Genomic DNA, 21,939 nt, shown 5'->3' on the forward strand with positions numbered 1-21,939 from the left:
TTTGTGGATCAGGTCACACTGGGTGATCAGAGCTCGGAGAAGCACTCTTCGATGATCGCCAGGCCTTTGTCCAGTTGCTCGTCCGGCGAGGTCAGCGGTACCAGGACGCGCAGAACGTTGCCGTAAGTGCCGCAGGACAGCAGGATCAGACCCTTGTCGCGAGCCTTGGCCACAACGGACGCCACGGCTGCGGCGTTCGGCTTGTGGCTGTCGCCGTTTTCGAACAGCTCGACAGCGATCATCGCGCCCAGGGCACGGACTTCGCCGATCACCGGGTACTTGGCCTGGATGGCCTTCAGGCCGGTTACCAGACGCTCGCCAACAGCCTTGCAACGATCCAGCAGGTGCTCTTCTTCGAACACTTCCATCACGGCCAGGGCCGCGGCGCAAGCGATCGGGCTACCGGCGTAGGTGCCGCCCAGGCCGCCTGGAGCAATGGCGTCCATGTATTCGGCCTTGCCGCACACACCGGCCAACGGGAAGCCGCCAGCGATGGATTTGGCGAAGGTGGTCAGGTCGGCGGCAACGCCCATCTGTTCCATGGCAAAGAAAGTACCGGTACGGCCAGCGCCAGTCTGTACTTCGTCAGCGATCAGCAGGATGCCGTGCTGGTCGCACAGGGCACGCAGACGCTTCATGAACTCTTTGGGCGCGACGTAGAAACCACCTTCGCCCTGAACTGGCTCGATGATGATCGCGGCGATGTCTTTCGGCTCGGCGTCGTTCTTGAAGATGCGTTCGATGGAAGCGATCGAGTCGTCGATGCTCACGCCGTGCAGTTCGTTCGGGTACAGCGCGCGGAAGATGCCGCCTGGCATCAGGCCCATGCCGGCCGAGTAAGGCACGACTTTACCGGTCAGGCCCAGGGTCATCATGGTGCGACCGTGGTAAGCGCCGGTGAAGGCGATCACGCCGGCACGGCCGGTGGCGGCACGGGCGATCTTGATGGAGTTTTCCACGGCTTCGGAGCCGGTGGTCACCAGCAGGGTTTTCTTGTCGAAATCACCTGGGACCTTGGCGTTGATTTTTTCGCACACTTCTACGTACGGCTCGTAGGCCAGCACCTGGAAGCAAGTGTGGGTCAGCTTGTTCAGCTGCTCGGTCACGGCGGCGATGATTTTCGGGTGCACGTGGCCGGTGTTCAGTACGGCGATACCGCCGGCGAAGTCGATGAACTCACGACCTTCAACGTCGATTACGGTCGCGTTCTTCGCGGAATCGGCGAAGATCGGGTGAATCTGGCCAACACCACGTGGTACAGCAGCGGTACGGCGGGCCATCAAAGAAGCGTTAGTCTTGCTCATTACATTCCTCATTCGCCGCTCATCGGTCGGCGTGGTTCAAGGATTAAGCGGTGGGGAGGTAACTAAGGCAGCATGCGATGATCGACTGCCACAGCTTTCCCGACCACAGAGAAAATTCCGGTTTGAAGCGGCGCAAAGGGACAGCGCTCTCGTGCCCTTTGCGCTTGAAGCAATGCTCTTGCGAGGTTAGATGCCCAGGCAGAGATATTTGATTTCCAGGTAATCCTCGATGCCGTACTTGGAACCTTCACGGCCCAGGCCCGAGGCCTTGATGCCGCCGAACGGCGCGACTTCGTTGGAGATCAACCCGGTGTTGACGCCGACCATGCCGTATTCCAGGGCTTCTGCCACACGGAACACACGACCCAGGTCGCGGGCATAGAAGTACGAGGCCAGACCGAACTCGGTGTCGTTGGACATCGCGATCACGTCGGCTTCGTCTTTGAAGCGGAACAGCGGAGCCAATGGACCGAAGGTTTCTTCCTTGGCCACGGCCGCATTGTTCGGCACGTTGGTCAGGATGGTCGGCTCGAAGAAGTTGCCTTCCATCGGCTTGCCGCCGGACAGCACGGTGGCGCCTTTGGAAACGGCGTCGGCAATGTGCTCTTGCACCTTGGCCACGGCTTTTTCGTCGATCAGCGGGCCAGTGGTGGTGCCGGCTTCCAGACCGTTACCGATCTTGAGCTTGGCCACAGCCACTTTCAGCTTCTCGGCAAAGGCGTCGTAGACCGAATCCTGAATGTACAGGCGGTTGGCGCAGACGCAGGTCTGGCCGTTGTTGCGATACTTGGAAATGATCGCGCCTTCGACGGCCTTATCCAGGTCCGCATCGTCGAACACGATGAACGGCGCGTTGCCGCCCAGTTCCAGGGAGACTTTCTTGATGTCCTTGGCGCATTCCGACATCAGTTGACGGCCGATTTCGGTCGAACCGGTGAAGGACAGCTTGCGCACGATCGGGTTGCTGGTCAGCTCGCTGCCGATGTCGCCGGCGCTGCCGGAAACAACGCTGAACACGCCAGCCGGGATGCCGGCACGCTGGGCCAGTTCGGCCAGGGCGAAGGCGGAAAACGGAGTTTGCGAAGCAGGCTTGAGCACCATGGTGCAACCGGCGGCCAGGGCCGGGCCGGCTTTACGGGTGATCATTGCAGCCGGGAAGTTCCACGGGGTGATTGCAGCGGTCACGCCGATTGGCTGCTTGATCACGATCAGGCGCTTGTCTGGCTGGTGACCCGGAATCACGTCACCGTAGATGCGCTTGGCTTCTTCGGCGAACCATTCGATGAAGGAAGCGGCGTAAACGATCTCGCCCTTGGCTTCGGCCAATGGCTTGCCTTGCTCCAGGGTCATCAGGTGAGCCAGGTCGTCCTGGTTCTCGATGATCAGCTCGAACCAGCGACGCAGCTTGGTCGCACGTTCTTTGGCGGTCAGTGCACGCCAGGCCGGCAGCGCTTTGTCAGCGGCTTCGATCGCACGGCGGGTTTCGGCAGCGCCCATTTTCGGTACGGTGCCCAGAATTTCGCCCGTTGCCGGGTTGTTGACCTTGATCGTCTGACCATTGTCCGCATCTACCCAAGCGCCATCGATGAAGGCTTGCTGGCGGAACAACTGAGTGTCTTTCAGCTGCATGACGTTTCCTTTTCTGAATGGGGTTGGCTTAAACCAAAGCGCTACGTCTTTTAAGCTCATGGTTCAGAATGAAATCGTTCTCGGAATAATCCACCGGGCAATCGATAACGTGCACACCCGGCTCACTGATGCAGCGCTGCAGTAGCGGCAAGAAGCCTTCGGCGCTTTCCACCCGGTGGCCCTTGGCACCATAGCTTCGCGCATACATGACGAAATCCGGGTTGCCGTAGTCCAGGCCAAAATCAGTGAACCCCATGTTGGACTGCTTCCAACGGATCATGCCGTAGCCATCATCGCGTAGGATGATGACCGTCAGGTTCATCTTCAAACGTACAGCGGTTTCCAGCTCCTGGCTGTTCATCATGAAGCCGCCGTCACCGCACACAGCTACCACAGGACGATCCGGATAGACCAAATGTGAAGCCATCGCCGAAGGCAAGCCCGCACCCATCGTTGCCAAGGCATTGTCTAACAGTACGGTGTTGGGTTTATGTGCCTTGTAGTTGCGCGCGAACCAGATTTTGTAGATGCCGTTATCCAGAGCCACGATGCCTTCGGAGGGCATGGCACGACGCACGTCGGCGACAAAGCGCTGCGGGTAGATCGGGAAACGGTTGTCGTCCGCGCCCTCGATCACTTGGGCCTCGTTGGATTCACGGATCGTCATAAGGCGGGTGAAGTCCCAGTGTGAAGTGTCATTCAAGGATTCGCCGATCTGCCAAACAGCATTGGCGATATCGCCGATCACTTCGACCTGCGGGAAGTACACCGGATCGACCTCGGCGGAGCGGAAGTTGATGTGGATGACTTCGGTGCCGCCACGGACCATGAAAAATGGCGGTTTCTCAATCACGTCGTGGCCAATGTTTACGATCAGATCAGCCGCCTCGACAGCACGGTGCACGAAGTCGCCGGAAGACAGTGCGGCATTGCCAAGGAAGCGTGGATGACGCTCATCTACCACACCTTTGCCCATCTGAGTGGTGACAAAAGGGATGCCGGTCTTGTCGATCAGTTGCTTGAGTACCTTGGCAGTCATCTTGCGATTGGCGCCGGCACCAATCACCAGGATCGGGCTACGGGCTGTCTGCAATTTCTCGACTGCGGCCTCGATGGCCTTGTGTTCGGCCAGCGGGCGACGATGCAGGCTCGGAGGAATTGGCCGGCTTTCGGTCTGCTCCGCGGCGATGTCCTCGGGAAGTTCAAGATGAACCGCTCCGGGCTTCTCTTCCTCAGCAAGGCGGAAGGCTTCACGCACACGCGAGGGAATGTTGTCAGCGGACGCCAACTGGTGGGTGTACTTGGTCAGCGGTTGCATCATCCCAACAACATCAAGAATCTGGAAACGGCCCTGCTTGGACTTTTTGATTGGCTTCTGCCCTGTAATCATGAGCATTGGCATTCCACCCAAGTAGGCATAGGCGCCAGCAGTGACCAGGTTCGTAGCGCCAGGGCCAAGGGTCGATAAGCTGACTCCCGTTTTGCCGGTTAACCGGCCATAGGTTGCCGCCATGAAACCAGCCGATTGCTCATGTCGAGTGAGAACGAGCCGGATGTTGGAGCGCCTGAGTGATTCAAGTAAATCCAGGTTCTCTTCACCAGGAATCCCGAACACGAACTCTACGCCCTCATTCTCGAGGCACTGCACTACGACGTCTGAAGCCTTGAGCATTTCACTCTCCTCTAAAATCATGTATCTGTGCTTGAGGTGCAACCTTGGACAATTCGCTTACGATGGCGGGGAACCTAACGACTTCGCCAACGTTGCGCATTCTGATGGTAAATGTCTTTTCACAACTTTTCGGATCAAACACCGGCATTTGGCTTCCAGCCTCCCTGACCATCGCAAGGGAGGCCAACAGTCGCAGCGCGATATGGACACAAAACGGTGTCGGTTCCATTCGGCGACCTACCAGCGTAAACAACCTGTCACCATAGTCGTTTCGTAACCGCTTGAGCGACCCGCTGACGGCTGCCTGCGTAACACCCAGATTCTGCACCGCAATTGAAGCGGAGTGGTCTCGCCACAACGACTCAAAGGTATAGAGCAGATTTATATCTTTCATCACAGCGCCCTGACTGATATTCAGAAACCAAAACACTGCACTTGCCAGCAAAGCGTCGTGGGCTTCGACCGGCAAGTGCAGTAAAGCTGGAGTTCTTGAGTGTTATGCGGACGCGTGATAACTCAACGTCGTGTCAGGTCCAGCGCCACATCGACGATCATGTCCTCTTGCCCACCGACCATTTTTCGCCGACCCAATTCGACCAGGATGTCGACGGTACGCAACCCATAGCGCTGGGCCGCCGCTTCGGCATGGCGAAGAAAGCTGGAGTAAACGCCTGCATAACCCAGCGCCAGCGTCTCGCGATCTACCCGCACCGGACGGTCCTGCAGCGGACGGATGATGTCATCGGCGGCATCCATCAAGGTGTAGAGGTCGGTGCCATGATTCCAGCCCAGTCGCTCGGCGGCAGCGATGAACACCTCCAATGGCGCGTTGCCCGCCCCCGCCCCCATGCCAGCCAGGCTGGCGTCAATGCGGTCACAGCCCTCTTCCACCGCGACGATGGAGTTGGCCACGCCCAGGCTTAAGTTGTGGTGGGCGTGCATGCCGGTTTCGGTTTCCGGCTTGAGCACCGCCTTGAACGCACGGAAACGCTCGCGCACGTCCTGCATGTTCATCGCCCCACCGGAGTCGGCCATGTACACGCAGGTCGCGCCGTAGCTCTCCATCAACTTGGCTTGGGCGGCCAACTGCTCGGCCGGAATCATGTGGCTCATCATCAGGAAACCGACGGTGTCCATGCCCAGTTCGCGGGCATATTCGATGTGCTGTTTCGACACATCGGCCTCGGTGCAATGAGTGGCGATGCGCACCACCCGGGCACCGGCGTTGTAGGCTGCTTTCAGGTCATGCACGGTGCCGATGCCGGGCAACAACAAGGTAGTGATCTTGGCGTGGCTGATCACATCGGCGGCGGCTTCGATCCATTCCAGGTCGGTGTGGGCGGCGAAGCCGTAGTTGAAGCTCGACCCTTGCAGGCCATCACCGTGCGCCACTTCGATCGAATCGACCTTGGCTTTGTCCAAGGCGCGGGCGATGTCCTGCACGTTCTGCAGCGAATACTGGTGACGAATCGCGTGGCTGCCGTCGCGCAGGGTGACGTCGGAGATGTAGAGTTTTTTGCCGGGATTGAAAGTCATGTCGGTCTCCTCAGGCGTTGAGCATCGACTGTGCCATGCGCTCGGCGGTGGCCAAGGCAGCGGAAGTCATGATGTCGAGGTTGCCGGCATAGGCTGGCAGGTAGTGGGCGGCGCCTTCGACTTCGAGGAACACTGAGGTCTTGAGACCGGAGAACTTGCCAAGACCCGGTATGTTCAGTGGTGCGTCTTCAGGGATGACGTCGAACTGGACTTTTTGCTTGAGGCGATAGCCCGGCACATAGGCCTGTACGGCGGCCGCCATCTCTTCGATGGAGGCCTCGACCAGTGTCTGATCAGCGGCTTCGGACAGCACAAACACCGTGTCACGCATCATCAGCGGCGGTTCGGCCGGGTTCATCACGATGATCGCCTTGCCCTTGGCTGCGCCGCCGATCGCTTCGATAGCCTTGGAGGTGGTTTCGGTGAATTCGTCGATGTTGGCACGAGTGCCGGGACCCGCGGACTTGCTGGCGATCGAGGCGACGATTTCGGCGTAGTGAACCTTGGCCACGCGTGATACTGCTGCGACCATGGGGATGGTCGCCTGGCCACCGCAGGTGACCATGTTGACGTTGAGTTGGCCGAGATTCTGTTCCAGATTGACCACCGGCACGCAATACGGGCCGATGGCTGCAGGTGTCAGGTCGATCAGACGGATACCGGGTTTGATCGAGCGCAGGAAGGCGTCGTTTTTTACGTGGGCGCCGGCCGAGGTGGCATCGAAGACGAAGTCGATGTCCTTGAATTCGTCCATGCGGGTCAGGCCTTCAACACCTTCATGGGTCACCGCCACGCCCAAGCGTTGGGCGCGGGCCAAACCATCAGAGGTCGGGTCGATGCCGACCATAGCGGCCATTTTCAGGTGCTTGCCGTGACGCAAAATCTTGATCATCAGGTCAGTGCCGATGTTGCCCGAGCCGATGATTGCGACGCTGATTGGATTGCTCATTGTTATTGTGTCCTGTCGTTGCACACAGCCTGGGATCAGGCGTTACCACGCCGGCGTTCGGCAAGGGTCTTGCCACCCGCAGCCCACTGGGTTTCGGGAATCTCTTGAAGCAGCACGCGTACGCTATCTACGGGCACATCGAGGCTTTGCGCGATGGCCTGGGTGACGTTGAGCAACAGTGCATGCTTCTTCTCTTCACTGCGTCCTTCGGCGAGGTGGATCATGGCGATAGGCATGGTCGATAGCTCCGGATCAACGCTGGCTGGACGAAGTGAAGCGCATGGAGACGCTGCCCAAATGCTGGTAGCGGACGGTGATGTTGTCCCCGGCAGCAACGGCAATGGCCTCGGTGATGCCACCGGTCATGATGAAGCAGCCCGCCGGCAGTTCACGCCCCTTGGCACCGAGCATGTTGGCCAGCATGGCGACGCTCTGCGCCGGATGCCCGAGCACCGCGGCGCCGGCACCGGTGGCGACTACTTCGCCGTTCTTTTCCAGCACCACACCCAGGCATTTAAGGTCAATGCCCTGCACGCCACTCATTTGTCCGCCGGTGACGAAGCGTGCCGAAGAGGTGTTGTCGGCAATGACGCTCTTGAGATCGAAGCGGAAGTTCTCGTAGCGCGAGTCGATCACTTCAACTGCCGGCAAAATAAAATCGGTAGCCGCCAATACGTCGCCAATATGCACGCCCGGTCCCTTGAGCGGATGCTTGAGGACAAAGGCGATCTCGGCCTCGACCTTGGGATGGATCAACCCGTCAACATCGATAGCCGCGCCGTCCAGGCAAGAGCCGTAGTCCGTAAGGAAGCCGTGGATCGGGTCAGTGACCCCCATTTGCTTCATTTTTGCGAAAGACGTCAGGCCCATTTTCAGGCCGGCGATACGTACACCGCGTGACTCTTTGCGTTGGCGAATGGTGTCCTGAATGGCGTAGGCGTCTTCCCAGTCCATGTCGGGGTGAGCGTCGGTAATCTTGGCCACCGCCTCTCGGTTGAGCTCGGCATTTTCCAGGTGTTCGGCCAGTTGGGCGATAGTTGCTGCAGAGAGATTCATAAGGATTTCCTTCAAACGAAACGAACGGAGGCCGAGCCGATGCCGCCCAGGTTGATGCGCAATTGATCACCGGCCTTGACCGGCACCATGGCCGCCAGTGAACCGGAGAGGATGACTTCGCCCTTATTCAGGCCAATGCCAAGCTGGCCGAGTTTGTTGGCCAGCCAGGCCACGGCATTCGCCGGGTGGCCGAGGGCCGCAGCGCCGGCGCCAGTGGCAACCACTTCACCGTTCTTTTCCAGTGTCATGCCGACACAAGCCAGGTCCACGTCACGCGGGGCCACGCCCTGCCCGCCCAAGACGAAAGCCCCGGCGGAGGCGTTGTCGGCGACGGTGTCCTGGATGCGGATCTTCCAGTCACGGATGCGCGAATCGACGATCTCGAAGCACGGCATCACATAGGCGGTGGCGCGCAGCACATCGGCGACGGTAATGCCCGGGCCACGCAGGTCTTCCTTGAGCACGAACGCGATTTCGCCTTCGGCCTTGGGTGCGATCAAGCCGTCGATGGCGATTGCGGCGCCATCGGCGTAAAGCATGTCCGAGAGCAGATGACCGAAGTCCGGTTGATCGACGCCGAGCATGTCCATCACCACTTTGCTGGTGACCCCGATCTTTTTTCCAATGATCCTTTGGCCATCGTCAAGACGTCGCTGAATCATCGACAGCTGCACCTGATAGGCCTGCTCCAGGGTCATATCCGGATAGGTGTCAGTCAACGGTGCCAGAGCCTCGCAATTGCAGAGGGCCTGGTGCAGTTGGTGGCCGAGAACGTTAATCTCTTGCTTATTCATGAATAGCTCCTTACAGCCGCACGCAGACGTTGCGCAGCTCGGTGTAGAACTCAAGCGAATGCACGCCCCCCTCACGACCGATACCCGACTGCTTGGCACCGCCGAAAGCGGTACGCAGGTCGCGCAGAAACCACGAGTTGATCCAGCAAACACCCACGTCCAGTGCACTGCCCAGACGATGGGCGACCTGCAGGTTGCTAGTCCACACACTGGCGGCCAAGCCGTAGGGAGTGTCGTTAGCCAGGCGGACGACTTCTTCTTCGGTATCAAAAGGTGCGATGTGGCAAACCGGACCGAAGATTTCCTCGCGCACCACGGCCGAGGTTTCCGCAAGGCCGGTCCAGATCGTCGGCTCGAACCAGGCGCCTTCGGCCAAATGATCCGGTACCTGGGCGATGCCGCCGCCGTGGACCACGGTGGCACCGTCGGCGATAGCCTGACGGCAGTAAGAGAGAATTTTTTCGCGGTGACCGAGCGAGATCACCGGTCCCATGGTGCTGTCGTGCTGGTTCGGGTCACCCACTTTGATGCCTTCGGCGTGGACCTTGAACGCAGCGACAAAACGCTCGAACAGCGGACGTTGGACGTAGATGCGCTCGGTACCCAGGCAGACCTGGCCACTGTTCTCGAACACGGCGCGCCCCAGTCCTTTGACGGCTTTTTCCAGGTCCGCATCGGCAAAAACGATGCCTGCGTTCTTGCCGCCCAGTTCCAGCGATACCGGGCGGATACCCTTGGCTGCGGCCTTCATGATGATCTCGCCCGTGCCGGTTTCACCGGTGAAGGTGACGCCATTGACCTCTGGGTGAGCGGTGAGGAAGGCACCGGCCGAGTCACCGCCGAAACCATGCACCACGTTGTACACACCCGGTGGCACGCCGGCTTCATTCATGACTTCGGCGAGCAGCGTGGCAGTGGCCGGGGTCTCTTCGGAGGGTTTGACCACCACAGTATTGCCACAGGCCAGGGCCGGCCCAACCTTCCAGGTCATCAGCAACAGCGGCAGATTCCAGGGACAAACAACAGCGATGACGCCACGTGGTGCTCGCACGCTGTAGTTCACCGCCTTGCCACCGTCAGGGGTGTCCATCACGAAGCTTTCAGTCGGCACATTCTTGATCAGGTCGGCGAACACCTTGAAGTTGGCCGCGCCACGGGGAATGTCCAAGTGCCCGGCGAGTGCGCGGGGTTTGCCGGTATCGGCCACTTCCGCAGCCACAAACTCTTCATGGCGACGTTCGATGCCCTCCGCCACTTTGTGCAACAGGGCCGTTCGCTGGGCGACGGTCATGCTGCCCCAAGGGCCTTTCAATGCAGCTTGCGCAGCTTGCACGGCGGCGTCGACCTCAGCTTTGCCGGCCTCGTGCACCAAGCCGATCAGGCTGTTATCGGCTGGGTTGCGGTTCTCGAAGGTACGGGTGCTACTCACCCATTCACCATTGATGAAATGGCGGAATTCTTTAGCAGGCATAAGGTGTTCCTTCATTTTCTAGTTGGCTGGAGCGCTGGCTTCGGGGTCACCCGCCGTCAGGTATTCCCACATACGTTCGTAAATTCGGCCGCTGGTGACAGCCCGTCGCGCGCAGGCCTGTGGGTCGAGTACCGGCCCAAGGGCTGCAAGACCAGCGCTGTGCAGTTGCAATTCAATCCGCGCGGCGTCTTCCAGGTACCAGGTCAGCGTCAACGCTTCGATCAGTGACGCGCCAACGACGATGGCGCCGTTGCCACGCATGACCAGCGCATTCCCCTGCCCTAATTGATTGGCCAAGGCGCTGGCTTGGTCGTCGCTGCGCAGCAGCTGCGGGTCGTCCCACAGCGGGATTGGCTGCTGCAAATAGCTGCCCATGCCATGGCGCGGTTGAGGTGTGAGCCTTGCGCATGACAGGGTCATGACCTGGGCAGGCATGCTTCGGATCACGGCGTGGACGTCCGGGCGACGACGGTATATTTGCTGGTGGATACGAACCTCACCCAGCACGCCGTCGGGCAACTCACCATTGACCGGTACCACGATTCCTGACTCGCCCGGCTGGATCAAACCCATCGGTTGCGCGGCGCATACCAGAAAGTGCTCCTCATCCAGGCGCAGGCTGCAGTGCCCGTAGGCATGCACCAGACCCGCACGGGCCAAAGCGCGCGCAGCCACGCGCACCTGCGACTGCTCCTCGCGGCCGGGTATTGGCAAGCGACTCACGATTTGAATTCCGGAATGTCAGGCTTCGCACCCCAGGCGCAGAATCCCGCGCCCTCCGCCGGAAACTGCCGAGGCTGGTGGCTTGCATCATTCTCTGGAGAGATCAGGCTGACCCCTGTCGAGTATTCGTAGGTCATGCCGTCAGGTCCCTCGAAGTAGAGGAACATCGCGCCCGAGGTGGGGTGGCGGCCCGGACCAAAGAGGATGCGTATGCCCCGCTCAACCAGGAAGTAATAGGCACGCATCAAGTCATCGACGGACTCGACCTGGTGGTTGATGTGTTGCACACCGGGGTGGGACGAAGGGAACAAGGCGATCTTGTGATGGACCTCATCGATGCGCAGCAGCGGCGCCTCGCCAATTCGGTCACTGACCCTGGCGTTTGCCAGCTGAGTCCAGAACAGTTCATCACGCCGGGCATTCATGGTGCGCAAGCCAATGTGGCTGAAACCGGTGATACCGGCATCGCGACTCGGAAAATAGCGTCGCCCGCTTGCCTGGGGACGCAAGACCAGCTCGATGTTGTTGCCGCTGGGATCTTTGAAGCGAATGAAGTCGTCGACATAGCGCACTTCAGCGTCTGCACGTGAGCCATGCTGTACGTTGAATTCATTACGCTCCAGCAAGACCGCTGCGTCTTCCAGGTCCTGTGCTGTTCTGACTTCGAACGCTGTTGTGGTTTCTTGCGGATCGCCCTCGTAATAGCAGAGCGTATGGTCTCGGCTGTCCGATCGGAAGTACACCGCGCCGTTGGCTTCTCGGGCAATCTGCAACCCAAGGATCTGAGTGGCATAACGACGTGCCTCGTCCAGATTTGCGGTGCCCAGCCGTATATACCGAATGTCATGCAGGTTGATCATGAGGGATGTCCTCTTATTTATTGTTGTCTGGGACTCATCTTCCCGTCGCCCAATAAATAAAAGAAGCAAATATTAGTTATTCGCACTATCTGAAAAATTTATAGGCGTATAACCCTCTGCAGTCAGTTTTTTGGAAAAAAAATGCCCCGTATCCGTGGATACGAGGCATTGGAACCAATGAATCAGATCAACCGATGGCCTGCTTTCCAATGTCTGCAGTGCCTGCCTGCGTACTCACCTCGCAAACTGTTTTATTCCTAGGCATGGAGATCACAAACAATGCGGAGATGACGTAGAACCCGGCGCACACCATCAGTCCCGCCGCCAGGCTATAAAAGCTGGCAATGCCACTGAGCAGCACGGGGGCAAAAGCCGCCAGGCCTCGGCCCACGTTGAAACAGAAACCCGCCCCAAGCGTTCGCACCCGGATGGGATACATTTCGCTGAAGTAAGAACCGAACAACCCGGCGAACACCATGAAAAATGCGTACCCCGCCCCTATCCAGATCAACGATTGAGTCTGGGTGGTATAGACATAGACCAGCGCCATCGTTGATGTGAGTAACAGCGATATGACAATCGTAAGCCGCTTGCCAATACGGTCGGCGATGAAGCCGAATACGTTCAGGCCACAGAAATTCCCAAGATGGAGAACCGCCATAAAGCTGGTCATCGACGCCAGACTCAAGCCACGGTCCTGTATCAGGTAGGTGGGCAGCCACGTGCTGACGCCCCAGGAACCAAGCAACGCAAAGCTGGCTGCAAGAGACCCCAGCAGGGTGTAACGAAGTAGCTCAGGCGAAAAAATCTCGCTGACGGATATCCGCTGCGCAGTGGTGCCCTGAGTATCGCGTTGAGCCTTCCAGGCCGGAGATTCCGGAATCAGGAAATACACATAAATAATCGGCAGGATCACAGAGGCGCCGGACACGAAAAACATCAAACGCCATTCCGGCAGCATGAACTTTGCCGCCAGGGCAGCGGCGATGGCGCCAACCGGGAAGGCACTGATCACGAAGGATATGGCTCTGGCGCGCTGCTTGGGCGGCCACGTTTCAACGATATAAGCCGAGAGGATCGTCCATACCCCGCCAAGCCCAAGGCCAGAGAGAAACCTCAAGCCCGCCATTACGTAGAGGTCATGAGCGAATGCAAATACACAGGTCAGCGCACCGAAGATCGCCAGCGATGCAATCAGAGCGTCGCGCCGGCCGAAGTTGTCGGAGTACCAGCCTGTGGCAACACCGCTCACACCAATCCCCAGCAATGTAGCGCTAGCCAGCGCCCCCACCTCATGGAGGCTGAAACCCAGATCCTGGCGGATAACGGGCAGCGCGAGCGTTAACAGAATGATCTCCATTGCATCAAAAAGGTAGGCGATAAATCCACCGATCAGTACATGCCACTTGGATATTCCAGTCACGATTTCACCTGTTTCTATTTATTGGATAGTGATGTTCGTTCCAGGGACGCCACGTTGTTTATGGCTCCCCATGAAGGACGCAACGTTCAGAATCGGTAAACGGCCTGCAGCCAGATTCGATCACCTTCGGCTCGGTTCTCGACCAGCGTTTCGTGCTGCCATTTCATGACAAACCCGATTGCCGGGGTCTGGTATTTGATCGCGGGGCCGATTGCGGCGACTTGGCCACGGTTACCGTCCAGGTAGGTCTGGCCATTTTTCTCATCATCGGTGAGCTGCTTGTACAGGTAGCCGTTCACGCCCACTTGCCATTCGCGAGTGATGTTGTAGCCGATGTTGTAGTCGGCGTTGAACTCACGGCCGGAGCGATAGTGAGTATCGGAGTTCTCGCCATTGATCATGTAGATGAGCTTGGCGCTCACCTCCAGGTTCTCCAGCGGATAGGCGGTAAAGGAATACCAAGGCCCGTAGGCCCATGTGTTTCGACCCGGGTTGAAAAGATGATCCTTGTCGTAGTCCCCGACGGGTACAAACACATCCAGACCGAGTAGCTGGTGGTACCGTGGCGAGCTCCACCCCAATACAAAAGGAACCACCGTCAGATCGCCGATGCCTTCTTGGTGGTCGCTGCGATGAACGCGCCCTGCTGGTGTATCGACATCAAAGCTGATGTCGCCCTTGACCAAGGGCAACGCAATGCGACTGGCCAGCTTGGCACCCAGTATCGAGAAGTCCTGATAGACGTAATCCACCCGGATCGACAGTGCCTGTATATCAAGGTCAAAGTTGTGAATACCTGGTTTTTTATCGCCATCGCCGTCCAGCGTCTTGTTCGCACTGTAGTCGGACAAGTAGAAGAACTCGGTAAAGCCTGGCGGTGGCATCTTTCCCGCGCCGACCGTATTCACACCCAGTGGGTATGAACTGCCGCCGCCCTCAGTTGCCTGGGCAAGCGGAACGCACAGAAGGCCGATGCAGAGGGTACTGATCCAGGCGCTTGTCGCGCACTGGCTATGTGATCTTGGTGTGCTCATCTCATGTTCCATTGTTATTTTTGTATGACGGAGGAGAGTTTTTTTGCAGCTTTCAGTGCTGGCGTTAGTTAAAAGCGACTGGCAAATTTCAGGCGCAACGATGCACACCGTCATTTGTCAGGACGCTGCAAACAGTTGAGTTATTCAACGGCCGGGCATTGATTGCCCAGCCTTCGCAAGGTGTTACCGAATAGTGGTTTCCAGCTCGCCGAGCCCTTCGATGCAGACTTTCAATACATCGCCGCGGTCCAGGAATGTGTGGCTTTCCATGCCCACGCCTGCCGGTGTTCCCGTCAACAGAACATCACCGGGAAACAGATCGATGGTCTGGCTCAGATAGGAAATCTGCTCTGCAACGCCGTACATATGGTTGCGGGTATTGGAATCCTGTACCCACGCGCCGTTCCTCGACAGCTTGATATCCAGGTTCTCGGGATCTTTGACAAATTGTGCCGGCGTCAGGTACGGGCCCAGCGGGCAAGAACCCGTGAAGCATTTGTGGCCAATCCAGTCGAAGCGAAACGGCGAGCTGGGATCGACTTGCTCGCGACGCAGTCGATCACGCGCCGACAGGTCATTGGCGCATGTGTAACCCGCCACGTAGTCGAGCGCCTCTTCAATGGAGACACGCGACGCTCGCTTGCCAATCACCACCGCCAACTCGGCTTCCCAATCGAGCATGCGGACACCTGCCGGAAAGTCCACCGTTTGCTTGTGGGCGACCAGACTGCCGCGGCCGGGCTTGATGAAATGCCAGGGAGCAATGCCCTCGCTGCGCGGATCCAGCGACAGTTTCATGTTGAACGCACGGGCCATGGCTTCGACATGGTCACGATAGTTTGCTCCCGCGCAATAGATCGTGCCTGGACGTTCCAGAAACGGAGCAAAGTGCAACGTGGCAAGATCAAGCCGCTGCGACTCATAGAGCACTGGCGCTTCAAACACTGTCACTGCAAGCTTTTGAAGCTGCGGATTGGTCGTCTCCCAGCTCTCGAGCAATGTATCGATGGAAGCTGTCGGCAACTCAAGACCGGCCTTGGCCACAAGCTGACCAAGGTCATAGGCGTATTCGCCAACCAGGAGGCCGGTAGCGTTTGACTGGACATCCGTCCGATAGGTGAAAAGCTGATACTTCATGGGACCACCATCACAGGAGCGAAAAGCGTTGGTTGGAAAAACTGACGTGAAGCGTGAGGCCGCCTTCCATGAGCAGCCACTTGCGTACCTCTACGTCATAAACACCGTGGGCAATAAAGGGATCTGACCGGACAATGCGCAGCGCTTCGGCCTGATCCGCTGCACGCAGAATGCTCATACCCCCCAGCTCACCGGGAAAGGTCTGATCCGAGACAAAGGGCCCGGAAGCGAACAACTCGCCGCGTTGTTGCGCCAGAATCGCCCACTTCAAGTGGGCGTCCAGTAGCTCTGGTACGCGGGTCAGGTCCCGTGGCGTACGCATGACCACGAACAGCGGCTTGTTCAACATCCCTGCCAGCAGTTCCTTGGTCGTAGAGCTATCACTCATCACGCGCCGCCTCGAAGTTTTGAATGAACGCCTCAGGCGGTGGATTCGTTGCCCACACGGCGATCAGGTCTGGCGGCGCCCCATCGATAGCCAGCCATTCGCTGTCATCTTCGGGAATGACATCGATGTCCCAGAAGTATTCGACCATGCTGTCCCAAGGGTCGCGGACGTAATGAAAGTAGTTGGAGCCGGCCACATGTCGTCCAAGGCCAAAAGCGCTTTCGTAGCCCAGGCTCATCAGGTGTTGAGCGCCCAATTCGATCTCATCAATACCCATCACCTCAAAACTGAGATGATGCAGACCGCTATGGCTGCTCTTGGCCAGACCAAGTACATGGTGATCACCGCCGCAGCCACACCGTAGAAAGGCGATCTTGTCCCCCGCGCGATCAGAGACTTTCATCCCTAGCACCCGGGTATAGAAATCAATCGAACGATCCACATCGGGGGTGAATTTGATCAAGTGACCCAAGCGCAACGGCGTCACTCGACGCAACTTCGAGGACGGTGTGCAGCCGCGCTGACCGATGCGGCGGTAACGGCCCGGGGTGTTCGACTCTGGTGTCGGCAAAGGAGCTAACGGCATTGAGTCGGCGTCAGTGACGTGAACCCAATCGCCGGACGGATCACGAAACCACAATCCGTCTTGCCCGATATCAAACGGTGCTGGATGGATGACCACACCGTGGTAGCTGAGGCTTTCTCGAATAGTCTGCAAGCCCTCAGCATCGGTACCAAACGAGATATAACTCAGGCGCTTTGTGGTGCCGGGCATCAGTCGCACTTGATCCTGGGCGCGCCCCTTACAGCGCAACACCAAATGATCACCGGCCATGCGGGCTTCGAGCCCGACAGCTTCGTAGAAGGAACGACCCACTTCCAGATCCGGAACAGTCACGCCTACGTGTTGTAGAGAACGAATCATCTTGGATGCTCCTACTTAACGAATAGGGGAAAAGGGTGCGGCGCTCAACAGCTCAACCTGCTGGGCAACCACCAGATGACCGTTCTTACCAAGGAACGTACGCCATCTTGGATCGCTGGACAGCGCCGCGCGGCGTTGGGCACGGTCCTCGTAGCTGGAATATCCCCACAACTGAATGACCCGATTGATGTCCCCCGTTTCAGGCTTGAAATACCCGATCAAATTGCCCAGTGCCTCGCCCTGAAGTGGCAGCCCCTCCTCCTCGTAAGCACGCAGGAATTCGTGCAGCGCGCCAGGCTTGAGTTGATAGGTACGTTGTTCAATCAGCATGTTGTTTTCTCTTTTTTGGAAGGTGCCTGGGAGTCGGCCTGGGAGTCGGCTTCGATCAACTTGATCACTGCCGAGATATCTTCTTCACCAATGCCTTCTTCGATAGCCCTTAGAAAGTAGGGCTTGGCGGCATTGAACAGAGGCGCGGCGCTACCGAGTTCCTCGGACAGCTCACTGGCCATGTCGATGTACTTTTCCAGCGTGGCGAAAGGTCCTGGCGCCGGTAGGAAATGACGATCAGCCATAATCGGTGCTCTTGCGCTGAACATCGTTGAACCACCCGCACTTTGGCGTATCACCTCAACCACCTGCTGTGCGCTGAACCCTGCTTTCACGCCAAGGTTCAGCGCCTCGGCTGCGGCCAGGGTGTGAATAGTCACCAGATAGTTGGCGATCAATTTCATCGCGACCGCGCACCCAAATCCACCGATGTGGAACTGGATGTCGGCGATCGCATCGAGCACAGGCTTGCAGTGCTCCACCAGGTCAGGGTCACCGCCCAGAAACAAGGAAGCCTTGCGTAGGGAAACCATGGATGGAGTACCACTGACCTCCGCTTCCAACACCCGTGCACCACGTTGTTCGATACGCTGAGCCATTCGTTGCTTGAAGGCTTTGTGATAGGTGCCGATCTCGATGAGCGTGTGCTGCGGCCCTATGGACTGAAGCAGGCCATCAGGCCCCTCCATGATTTCCATGTGGGCCACTTCGCTGGGCAGGCAAGTGAGGATGAAGTTTGATTGCGCCGCTACGGCGGCTGGGCTTTCGAGCGCGATGCCACCCTGACGGATGAAGGCCTCGCGATCTCGACGTCGGTAACCGACAACGCGAAATCCGGCCGCAAGCAGGTTGGTTGCGATAGGAAGGCCAAGCTGGCCGATTCCCACCATACCGATGGTTATCACAGGCATTATTCGCCTCTCTTGTTGTTGTTCTTTTACGCAAAGCTTGAAGCTCGGCTAGGCGCTAACCTAGGCGCAGCCGGGTTTTGGAGCAAACAGCTCGGGTTATGAATAAGTAGAAGCAAGCGTTATACGAAGGGGCTGGAGTAGGCTCGACGCCTCAGCCAACCGCGACCGCAACTTCACTCAGGGCAAGGTGAAGTCACGCATGCAGCAGATCGAGCAGAGCATTGATCGATATCTGGCGGCGATAGATTCGGCGGATCGGGCAACGCCCGAAGTGGCCGAGGCCAAAGCAGAGCGGCTTAAAGAAAAGATAGAAACACTGAAAACACAGATGCAGAAACTCAAGGAATTTGCCGGTCGCCCATTTCCATATCCGCGAAATCAAAGCCTGGCGAAACAGCTTCACTGATCAAGCCGAATCCTGCCGCGCCGTGCATTACCTGCGAAGCTTTCCAGATGCCACCGGGCACATGCAGCTGCAAGCATTGTCCGGCGAGAACGTCGTGACCCATCACGATGGTTTTCAATGTGCCGTCCGGAAAAATCAGCGTGTACTGAATCGGATCGCCCAGATGATAGTAATGAACGATGTCTGACTGGTTGAGATGGAAATGGCCGATCGGAGAATCCTCGGTCAATAGATAGAAAATCGACGTCATGCAATGCCGTTGGCCACCCGCAGTCACAACCATGTTCTGGTCGTCCGATTGGTAGGTTCTGCGAAAGAATCCACCTTCGATATGGGGCTCAAGGCCCAGGGCTTCGATCAAGTCTGCAATTTTCCGGGCGCGCTGAGTCATCTTGCCTCTTTGCCGATAATTCGCGAACTTATTGGCATATCCAATGTGTTTAGCGACATAACTCGACTAAATAGTGCTTTAGTCGAGTTGGCTTTTATCCTTGCCAGGCACCCTGTCCCGCCATTGGGTGATTCGGCTCCCGTCAGTTTCGACTCTGCTCACCAGCTGTGTATCAGAGTGTATCGGCGCGACACCTCGATACACAGCCTTTCATCCGGCCGACGATTGGACACAGCCCAGATACGTTTGCGCGCTTCAATGCATGCAAGGTTTGAAGGGGCTCGGACGGAACCCCTGGCCCATGACTGGTAATGGAGAGATCCCATGAAGATGGCACTGCGCAACAGCAACCCGGGCAAGACTCGTCGCCACCTGGTCGGCCCTTCGATCCTCGCGCTGACGCTGTTCGGCGTACTCGGCGCGGCCCACGCACAAACGGCCGCCACCGCGCAGCCGGCAGTGGCCCCTGCCGGTACCACACAGGCGGCGCCCTCGCCGTTCGGCCCTCTCAAGCATGTCAACGCCGGGTTGCTGGACGTGGCGTACGCCGAAACTGGCCCGGCCAACGGACCGGTGGTGATCCTGCTGCACGGTTGGCCGTATGACATTCACAGCTATGACGAGGTCGCGCCGTTGCTGGTCGCCAAAGGTTATCGGGTGCTGATGCCCTACGCCCGTGGCTATGGCGATACGCACTTCCTGTCCGATAAAACCCTGCGCAATGGCCAGCCGGCTGCGCTGGCCAGTGATGTCATCGACTTCATGGATGCCCTGAAGATCAAGCAAGCGGTACTCGGTGGCTACGACTGGGGTGCGCGTTCGGCCGATATTGTCTCGGCGCTGTGGCCGGAACGGGTCAAGGCGCTGGTCTCGGTCAGCGGTTATCTGATCGGCAACCAGGCCGCCGGCAAGAACCCGCTGCCACCCAAGGCGGAATTGCAGTGGTGGTATCAGTTCTACTTCGCCACTGATCGTGGTCGCGCCGGTTACGAGAAAAACACCCACGACTTCGCCAAATTGATCTGGCAACTGGCTTCGCCGAAATGGACGTTCGATGACGCCACCTTCGACCGTAGCGCCAAGGCGCTGGACAACCCCGACCATGTCGACATCACTGTGTTCAACTACCGCTGGCGCCTGGGCCTGGTCCAGGGCGAGAGCCTATACGAACCACTGGAGCAGAAACTGGCCACGGCGCCTTCCATCAGCGTGCCGACCATTACCCTTGAAGGCGATGCCAATGGCGCTCCGCACCCGGCGCCTGAAGACTATGCCAAACGCTTCACCGGCAAATACGAGTTCCGGCTGATCAGCGGCGGCATCGGCCACAACCTGCCGCAGGAAGATCCGCGGGCGTTCGCCAAGGCGGTGATCGATGCCGATCACCTTTGAGGGCGATCTGACGCATTCGCGCCTGCGTTGAACGGCACAGGGGTAAAGATGAGCTATCTTGAGAGCGAATCACCTGCATCAGGTGACTGCCAACAAGTAAGGACGCTTCATGAATCGTTTGCCCCGGCGCCATGCCCTCTTCGCCTTGACTTTCGCCAGTACGCTCACAGCCGCAGCCCTGTCGGGTACTCCGGGTTACGCGGCACCAGCCACTGTCGCCGCGCCGGCCGCCAGCCCTGTCTCAGGCCCTGTCGCCGGCACCAAAATAACTGAACCGTACGTGCGCATGATGGCGCGCGAGGCGTATTTCTGGGCCTGGCCGATGGCCAACATCTTCAATCGTCGCCAGGCCTTCAAGGACCTGCCCGAACCCGGCTTGATGGGCGGCATCGTACCCGTGGCCCCGATCAATCGGCTGTCGATGCTCAGCGACTACATCGACCCGGCCGAGCGCCTGGTGGCTTGCCCGAACCAGGATGTGGTGTACGGCGCCGGCAGCATCGCCCTGGACCTTGAACCGGTGGTGCTGCAAGTGCCGGACTTCGACGGCCGTTTCTGGGTGTATCAGGTGGTCGACCTGCGCTCCGACAGCTTCGCCGAACTGGGCAAAATGTATAACACCCAGCCAGGTTTCTACCTGTTGGTCGGCCCGGACTGGAATGGCAAGGTGCCGCCCGGCATCAAACGGGTGTACCGCTCGCGTACGAACACCGGGTTCGTGATCCCTCGGGTATTCCAGGACGACACCGCCGCCGACCGCCTGGCCGTGCAGCCGGCATTGTCGGGCATCGACATGTACCCGCTGTCGCAGTACGACGGCAATATGAAGAAGCGCAACTGGGCCAGGCTGCCGAAATTCCCGGCCCAGGCTTCTGAAGGCAACGCCGAAACCAAATGGGTGGTACCGGAGAAGTTCTTCGATGAACTGCCGGCCCTGCTCAGGGACGCCAAGCCATTGCCGGGCGAAGAAGCCCGCTACGGGCAAATGGCCGCCCTCGCGGCCATCGCCAAGGCCGACCCGCAACTGCGCGCCGCGATGATCGACGAGGCGAAAAAAACCGACAAAGAGGTGATCGACCCACTATTGCAGTTCCGCAACTACGGCCTGCAATTGCCCAATCACTGGAGCACCGTGAGCAACGGCGCAGCGTTCGGTACCGACTATTTCACCCGTACCGCCGTGGCGCGCTCGAACATATTCGTCAATCAGCAGAAAGAGACCAAATACTTCTATCAGGACCTGGATGAGAACGGCCTGCGCCTCAACGGCCAATACGGCTACAGCGTGACGTTCGCCAAAGGCAAGCTGCCGCCGGTCAAGGGGTTCTGGTCACTGACGCTGTACAACGAACAGCACTTTTTCTCGCCGAACGAGCTCAAACGCTATTCCATCGGCACCAAGAACAAATCCCTGCAAACCAACCCTGACGGCTCGCTGACTATCTACGTGCAAAGCGAATCACCGGGCAAGGACAAGGAAAGCAACTGGCTGCCCTCGCCCAAAGACGCCGAATTCTCGCTGTACATCCGCGCCTACTGGCCGCAAGCCGATGCCCTCGACGGCGACTGGACTCCACCGGCGGTGGTGAAAACCAATTGAAAAGGACT

The 21,939-nt window shown here is 58.4% G+C and carries 22 protein-coding genes and 1 pseudogene; 3 read left to right on the forward strand and 20 right to left on the reverse strand.

What is annotated here, in order from left to right; all coding sequences use genetic code 11:
* Positions 1-26: 26 nt before the first annotated feature.
* The 19 genes from gabT to PMI34_RS26515 form a co-directional block, all read right to left on the reverse strand.
* Positions 27-1,304, reverse strand: coding sequence for a 4-aminobutyrate--2-oxoglutarate transaminase (gene gabT, locus PMI34_RS26600; RefSeq protein ID WP_008045454.1), 1,278 nt, complete (start codon positions 1,302-1,304; stop codon positions 27-29).
* Between the two features lie 186 nt (positions 1,305-1,490).
* Positions 1,491-2,933, reverse strand: a complete 1,443-nt coding sequence (gene gabD / locus PMI34_RS26595) for an NADP-dependent succinate-semialdehyde dehydrogenase (protein WP_008045456.1) — start codon at positions 2,931-2,933, stop codon at positions 1,491-1,493.
* Positions 2,934-2,961: 28 nt separating this feature from the next.
* Positions 2,962-4,605: an acetolactate synthase large subunit gene (locus tag PMI34_RS26590; protein ID WP_007938271.1), complete on the reverse strand. Its 1,644-nt coding sequence runs from the start codon at positions 4,603-4,605 to the stop codon at positions 2,962-2,964.
* 1 nt (position 4,606) lies between these two features.
* A complete protein-coding gene (locus PMI34_RS0126955; RefSeq protein WP_238538743.1) occupies positions 4,607-5,074 on the reverse strand; it encodes a LysR family transcriptional regulator in 468 nt (155 codons plus the stop codon).
* Between the two features lie 47 nt (positions 5,075-5,121).
* Positions 5,122-6,141, reverse strand: coding sequence for a 4-hydroxy-2-oxovalerate aldolase (gene dmpG, locus PMI34_RS26585; RefSeq protein WP_007987889.1), 1,020 nt, complete (start codon positions 6,139-6,141; stop codon positions 5,122-5,124).
* A 10-nt stretch (positions 6,142-6,151) separates the two neighbouring features.
* Positions 6,152-7,090 carry an acetaldehyde dehydrogenase (acetylating) gene (locus tag PMI34_RS26580; RefSeq protein ID WP_007971595.1) on the reverse strand — a complete coding sequence of 313 codons (939 nt, stop codon included), beginning with the start codon at positions 7,088-7,090 and terminating at the stop codon, positions 6,152-6,154.
* Positions 7,091-7,125: 35 nt separating this feature from the next.
* Positions 7,126-7,326: a 2-hydroxymuconate tautomerase family protein gene (locus tag PMI34_RS26575; RefSeq protein WP_007971593.1), complete on the reverse strand. Its 201-nt coding sequence runs from the start codon at positions 7,324-7,326 to the stop codon at positions 7,126-7,128.
* Positions 7,327-7,342: 16 nt separating this feature from the next.
* Positions 7,343-8,146, reverse strand: coding sequence for a 2-oxo-3-hexenedioate decarboxylase (gene dmpH / locus PMI34_RS26570; RefSeq protein ID WP_008045458.1), 804 nt, complete (start codon positions 8,144-8,146; stop codon positions 7,343-7,345).
* Between the two features lie 11 nt (positions 8,147-8,157).
* Positions 8,158-8,940, reverse strand: a complete 783-nt coding sequence (gene dmpE, locus PMI34_RS26565) for a 2-oxopent-4-enoate hydratase (protein WP_007971588.1) — start codon at positions 8,938-8,940, stop codon at positions 8,158-8,160.
* Between the two features lie 10 nt (positions 8,941-8,950).
* Positions 8,951-10,411 (reverse strand): 2-hydroxymuconic semialdehyde dehydrogenase, encoded by a 1,461-nt coding sequence (locus tag PMI34_RS26560; protein ID WP_008045461.1) that lies wholly within the window; start codon positions 10,409-10,411, stop codon positions 8,951-8,953.
* Positions 10,412-10,429: 18 nt separating this feature from the next.
* On the reverse strand, positions 10,430-11,134 hold the full coding sequence (locus tag PMI34_RS26555) for a class II aldolase/adducin family protein (RefSeq protein ID WP_177318789.1): 705 nt from the start codon (positions 11,132-11,134) through the stop codon (positions 10,430-10,432).
* The gene (locus tag PMI34_RS26550) at positions 11,131-11,994 is read right to left on the reverse strand and encodes a VOC family protein (protein WP_008045465.1); all 864 of its coding nucleotides are present in this window, start codon (positions 11,992-11,994) and stop codon (positions 11,131-11,133) included. Before PMI34_RS26550 ends, PMI34_RS26555 begins: the two co-directional genes overlap by 4 nt.
* A gap of 187 nt (positions 11,995-12,181) precedes the next feature.
* Positions 12,182-13,417, reverse strand: a complete 1,236-nt coding sequence (locus PMI34_RS26545) for an MFS transporter (protein ID WP_008045467.1) — start codon at positions 13,415-13,417, stop codon at positions 12,182-12,184.
* Positions 13,418-13,503: 86 nt separating this feature from the next.
* Complete coding sequence (locus PMI34_RS26540; protein WP_007971582.1) at positions 13,504-14,451, reverse strand: SphA family protein; 948 nt, start codon at positions 14,449-14,451, stop codon at positions 13,504-13,506.
* A 183-nt stretch (positions 14,452-14,634) separates the two neighbouring features.
* Positions 14,635-15,588 carry a fumarylacetoacetate hydrolase family protein gene (locus tag PMI34_RS26535; protein WP_008045469.1) on the reverse strand — a complete coding sequence of 318 codons (954 nt, stop codon included), beginning with the start codon at positions 15,586-15,588 and terminating at the stop codon, positions 14,635-14,637.
* 10 nt (positions 15,589-15,598) lie between these two features.
* Positions 15,599-15,976 carry a YciI family protein gene (locus PMI34_RS26530; RefSeq protein ID WP_008045481.1) on the reverse strand — a complete coding sequence of 126 codons (378 nt, stop codon included), beginning with the start codon at positions 15,974-15,976 and terminating at the stop codon, positions 15,599-15,601.
* Positions 15,969-16,901, reverse strand: a complete 933-nt coding sequence (locus PMI34_RS26525; protein ID WP_008045482.1) for a VOC family protein — start codon at positions 16,899-16,901, stop codon at positions 15,969-15,971. Before PMI34_RS26525 ends, PMI34_RS26530 begins: the two co-directional genes overlap by 8 nt.
* A 15-nt stretch (positions 16,902-16,916) precedes the next feature.
* Complete coding sequence (locus tag PMI34_RS26520) at positions 16,917-17,231, reverse strand: NIPSNAP family protein (RefSeq protein ID WP_007938251.1); 315 nt, start codon at positions 17,229-17,231, stop codon at positions 16,917-16,919.
* Entirely contained in the window at positions 17,225-18,142 is a 918-nt protein-coding gene (locus PMI34_RS26515) for an NAD(P)-dependent oxidoreductase (RefSeq protein WP_007987865.1), read from the reverse strand. Before PMI34_RS26515 ends, PMI34_RS26520 begins: the two co-directional genes overlap by 7 nt.
* A 115-nt stretch (positions 18,143-18,257) precedes the next feature.
* Here PMI34_RS26515 and PMI34_RS27750 point away from each other — a divergent pair.
* Positions 18,258-18,524, forward strand: a pseudogene (locus tag PMI34_RS27750) (IS5/IS1182 family transposase); the annotation flags it as partial.
* Here the strand turns inward: PMI34_RS27750 and PMI34_RS26510 are convergent.
* Positions 18,481-18,939 (reverse strand): cupin domain-containing protein, encoded by a 459-nt coding sequence (locus PMI34_RS26510; protein ID WP_008045484.1) that lies wholly within the window; start codon positions 18,937-18,939, stop codon positions 18,481-18,483. The pseudogene PMI34_RS27750 and the gene PMI34_RS26510 sit on opposite strands and share 44 nt — an antisense overlap.
* A gap of 324 nt (positions 18,940-19,263) precedes the next feature.
* On the opposite strand from PMI34_RS26510, the gene PMI34_RS26505 reads away from it, so the two are divergent.
* Entirely contained in the window at positions 19,264-20,331 is a 1,068-nt protein-coding gene (locus PMI34_RS26505; protein ID WP_008045485.1) for an alpha/beta fold hydrolase, read from the forward strand.
* A gap of 109 nt (positions 20,332-20,440) precedes the next feature.
* Entirely contained in the window at positions 20,441-21,931 is a 1,491-nt protein-coding gene (locus PMI34_RS26500) for a DUF1254 domain-containing protein (RefSeq protein ID WP_008045486.1), read from the forward strand.
* The last annotated feature ends 8 nt before the right edge of the window (positions 21,932-21,939 follow it).

This window comes from Pseudomonas sp. GM74, assembly GCF_000282455.1.
In the GTDB taxonomy this organism is placed as follows: Bacteria; Pseudomonadota; Gammaproteobacteria; order Pseudomonadales; family Pseudomonadaceae; genus Aquipseudomonas.

Coding starts and splice junctions, on each gene's coding strand:
- PMI34_RS26550 (WP_008045465.1), bottom strand. CDS start 11,994: ATGATCAACCTGCATGACATTCGGTATATACGGCTGGGCACCGCAAAT.
- PMI34_RS26505 (WP_008045485.1), top strand. CDS start 19,264: ATGAAGATGGCACTGCGCAACAGCAACCCGGGCAAGACTCGTCGCCAC.
- gabT (WP_008045454.1), bottom strand. CDS start 1,304: ATGAGCAAGACTAACGCTTCTTTGATGGCCCGCCGTACCGCTGCTGTA.
- PMI34_RS26575 (WP_007971593.1), bottom strand. CDS start 7,326: ATGCCTATCGCCATGATCCACCTCGCCGAAGGACGCAGTGAAGAGAAG.
- PMI34_RS26525 (WP_008045482.1), bottom strand. CDS start 16,901: ATGATTCGTTCTCTACAACACGTAGGCGTGACTGTTCCGGATCTGGAA.
- PMI34_RS26560 (WP_008045461.1), bottom strand. CDS start 10,411: ATGCCTGCTAAAGAATTCCGCCATTTCATCAATGGTGAATGGGTGAGT.
- gabD (WP_008045456.1), bottom strand. CDS start 2,933: ATGCAGCTGAAAGACACTCAGTTGTTCCGCCAGCAAGCCTTCATCGAT.
- PMI34_RS26580 (WP_007971595.1), bottom strand. CDS start 7,090: ATGAGCAATCCAATCAGCGTCGCAATCATCGGCTCGGGCAACATCGGC.
- PMI34_RS26515 (WP_007987865.1), bottom strand. CDS start 18,142: ATGCCTGTGATAACCATCGGTATGGTGGGAATCGGCCAGCTTGGCCTT.
- PMI34_RS26530 (WP_008045481.1), bottom strand. CDS start 15,976: ATGAGTGATAGCTCTACGACCAAGGAACTGCTGGCAGGGATGTTGAAC.
- dmpG (WP_007987889.1), bottom strand. CDS start 6,141: ATGACTTTCAATCCCGGCAAAAAACTCTACATCTCCGACGTCACCCTG.
- PMI34_RS26510 (WP_008045484.1), bottom strand. CDS start 18,939: ATGACTCAGCGCGCCCGGAAAATTGCAGACTTGATCGAAGCCCTGGGC.
- PMI34_RS26500 (WP_008045486.1), top strand. CDS start 20,441: ATGAATCGTTTGCCCCGGCGCCATGCCCTCTTCGCCTTGACTTTCGCC.
- PMI34_RS26520 (WP_007938251.1), bottom strand. CDS start 17,231: ATGCTGATTGAACAACGTACCTATCAACTCAAGCCTGGCGCGCTGCAC.
- PMI34_RS26535 (WP_008045469.1), bottom strand. CDS start 15,588: ATGAAGTATCAGCTTTTCACCTATCGGACGGATGTCCAGTCAAACGCT.
- dmpE (WP_007971588.1), bottom strand. CDS start 8,940: ATGAATAAGCAAGAGATTAACGTTCTCGGCCACCAACTGCACCAGGCC.
- PMI34_RS26540 (WP_007971582.1), bottom strand. CDS start 14,451: ATGAGCACACCAAGATCACATAGCCAGTGCGCGACAAGCGCCTGGATC.
- dmpH (WP_008045458.1), bottom strand. CDS start 8,146: ATGAATCTCTCTGCAGCAACTATCGCCCAACTGGCCGAACACCTGGAA.
- PMI34_RS26590 (WP_007938271.1), bottom strand. CDS start 4,605: ATGCTCAAGGCTTCAGACGTCGTAGTGCAGTGCCTCGAGAATGAGGGC.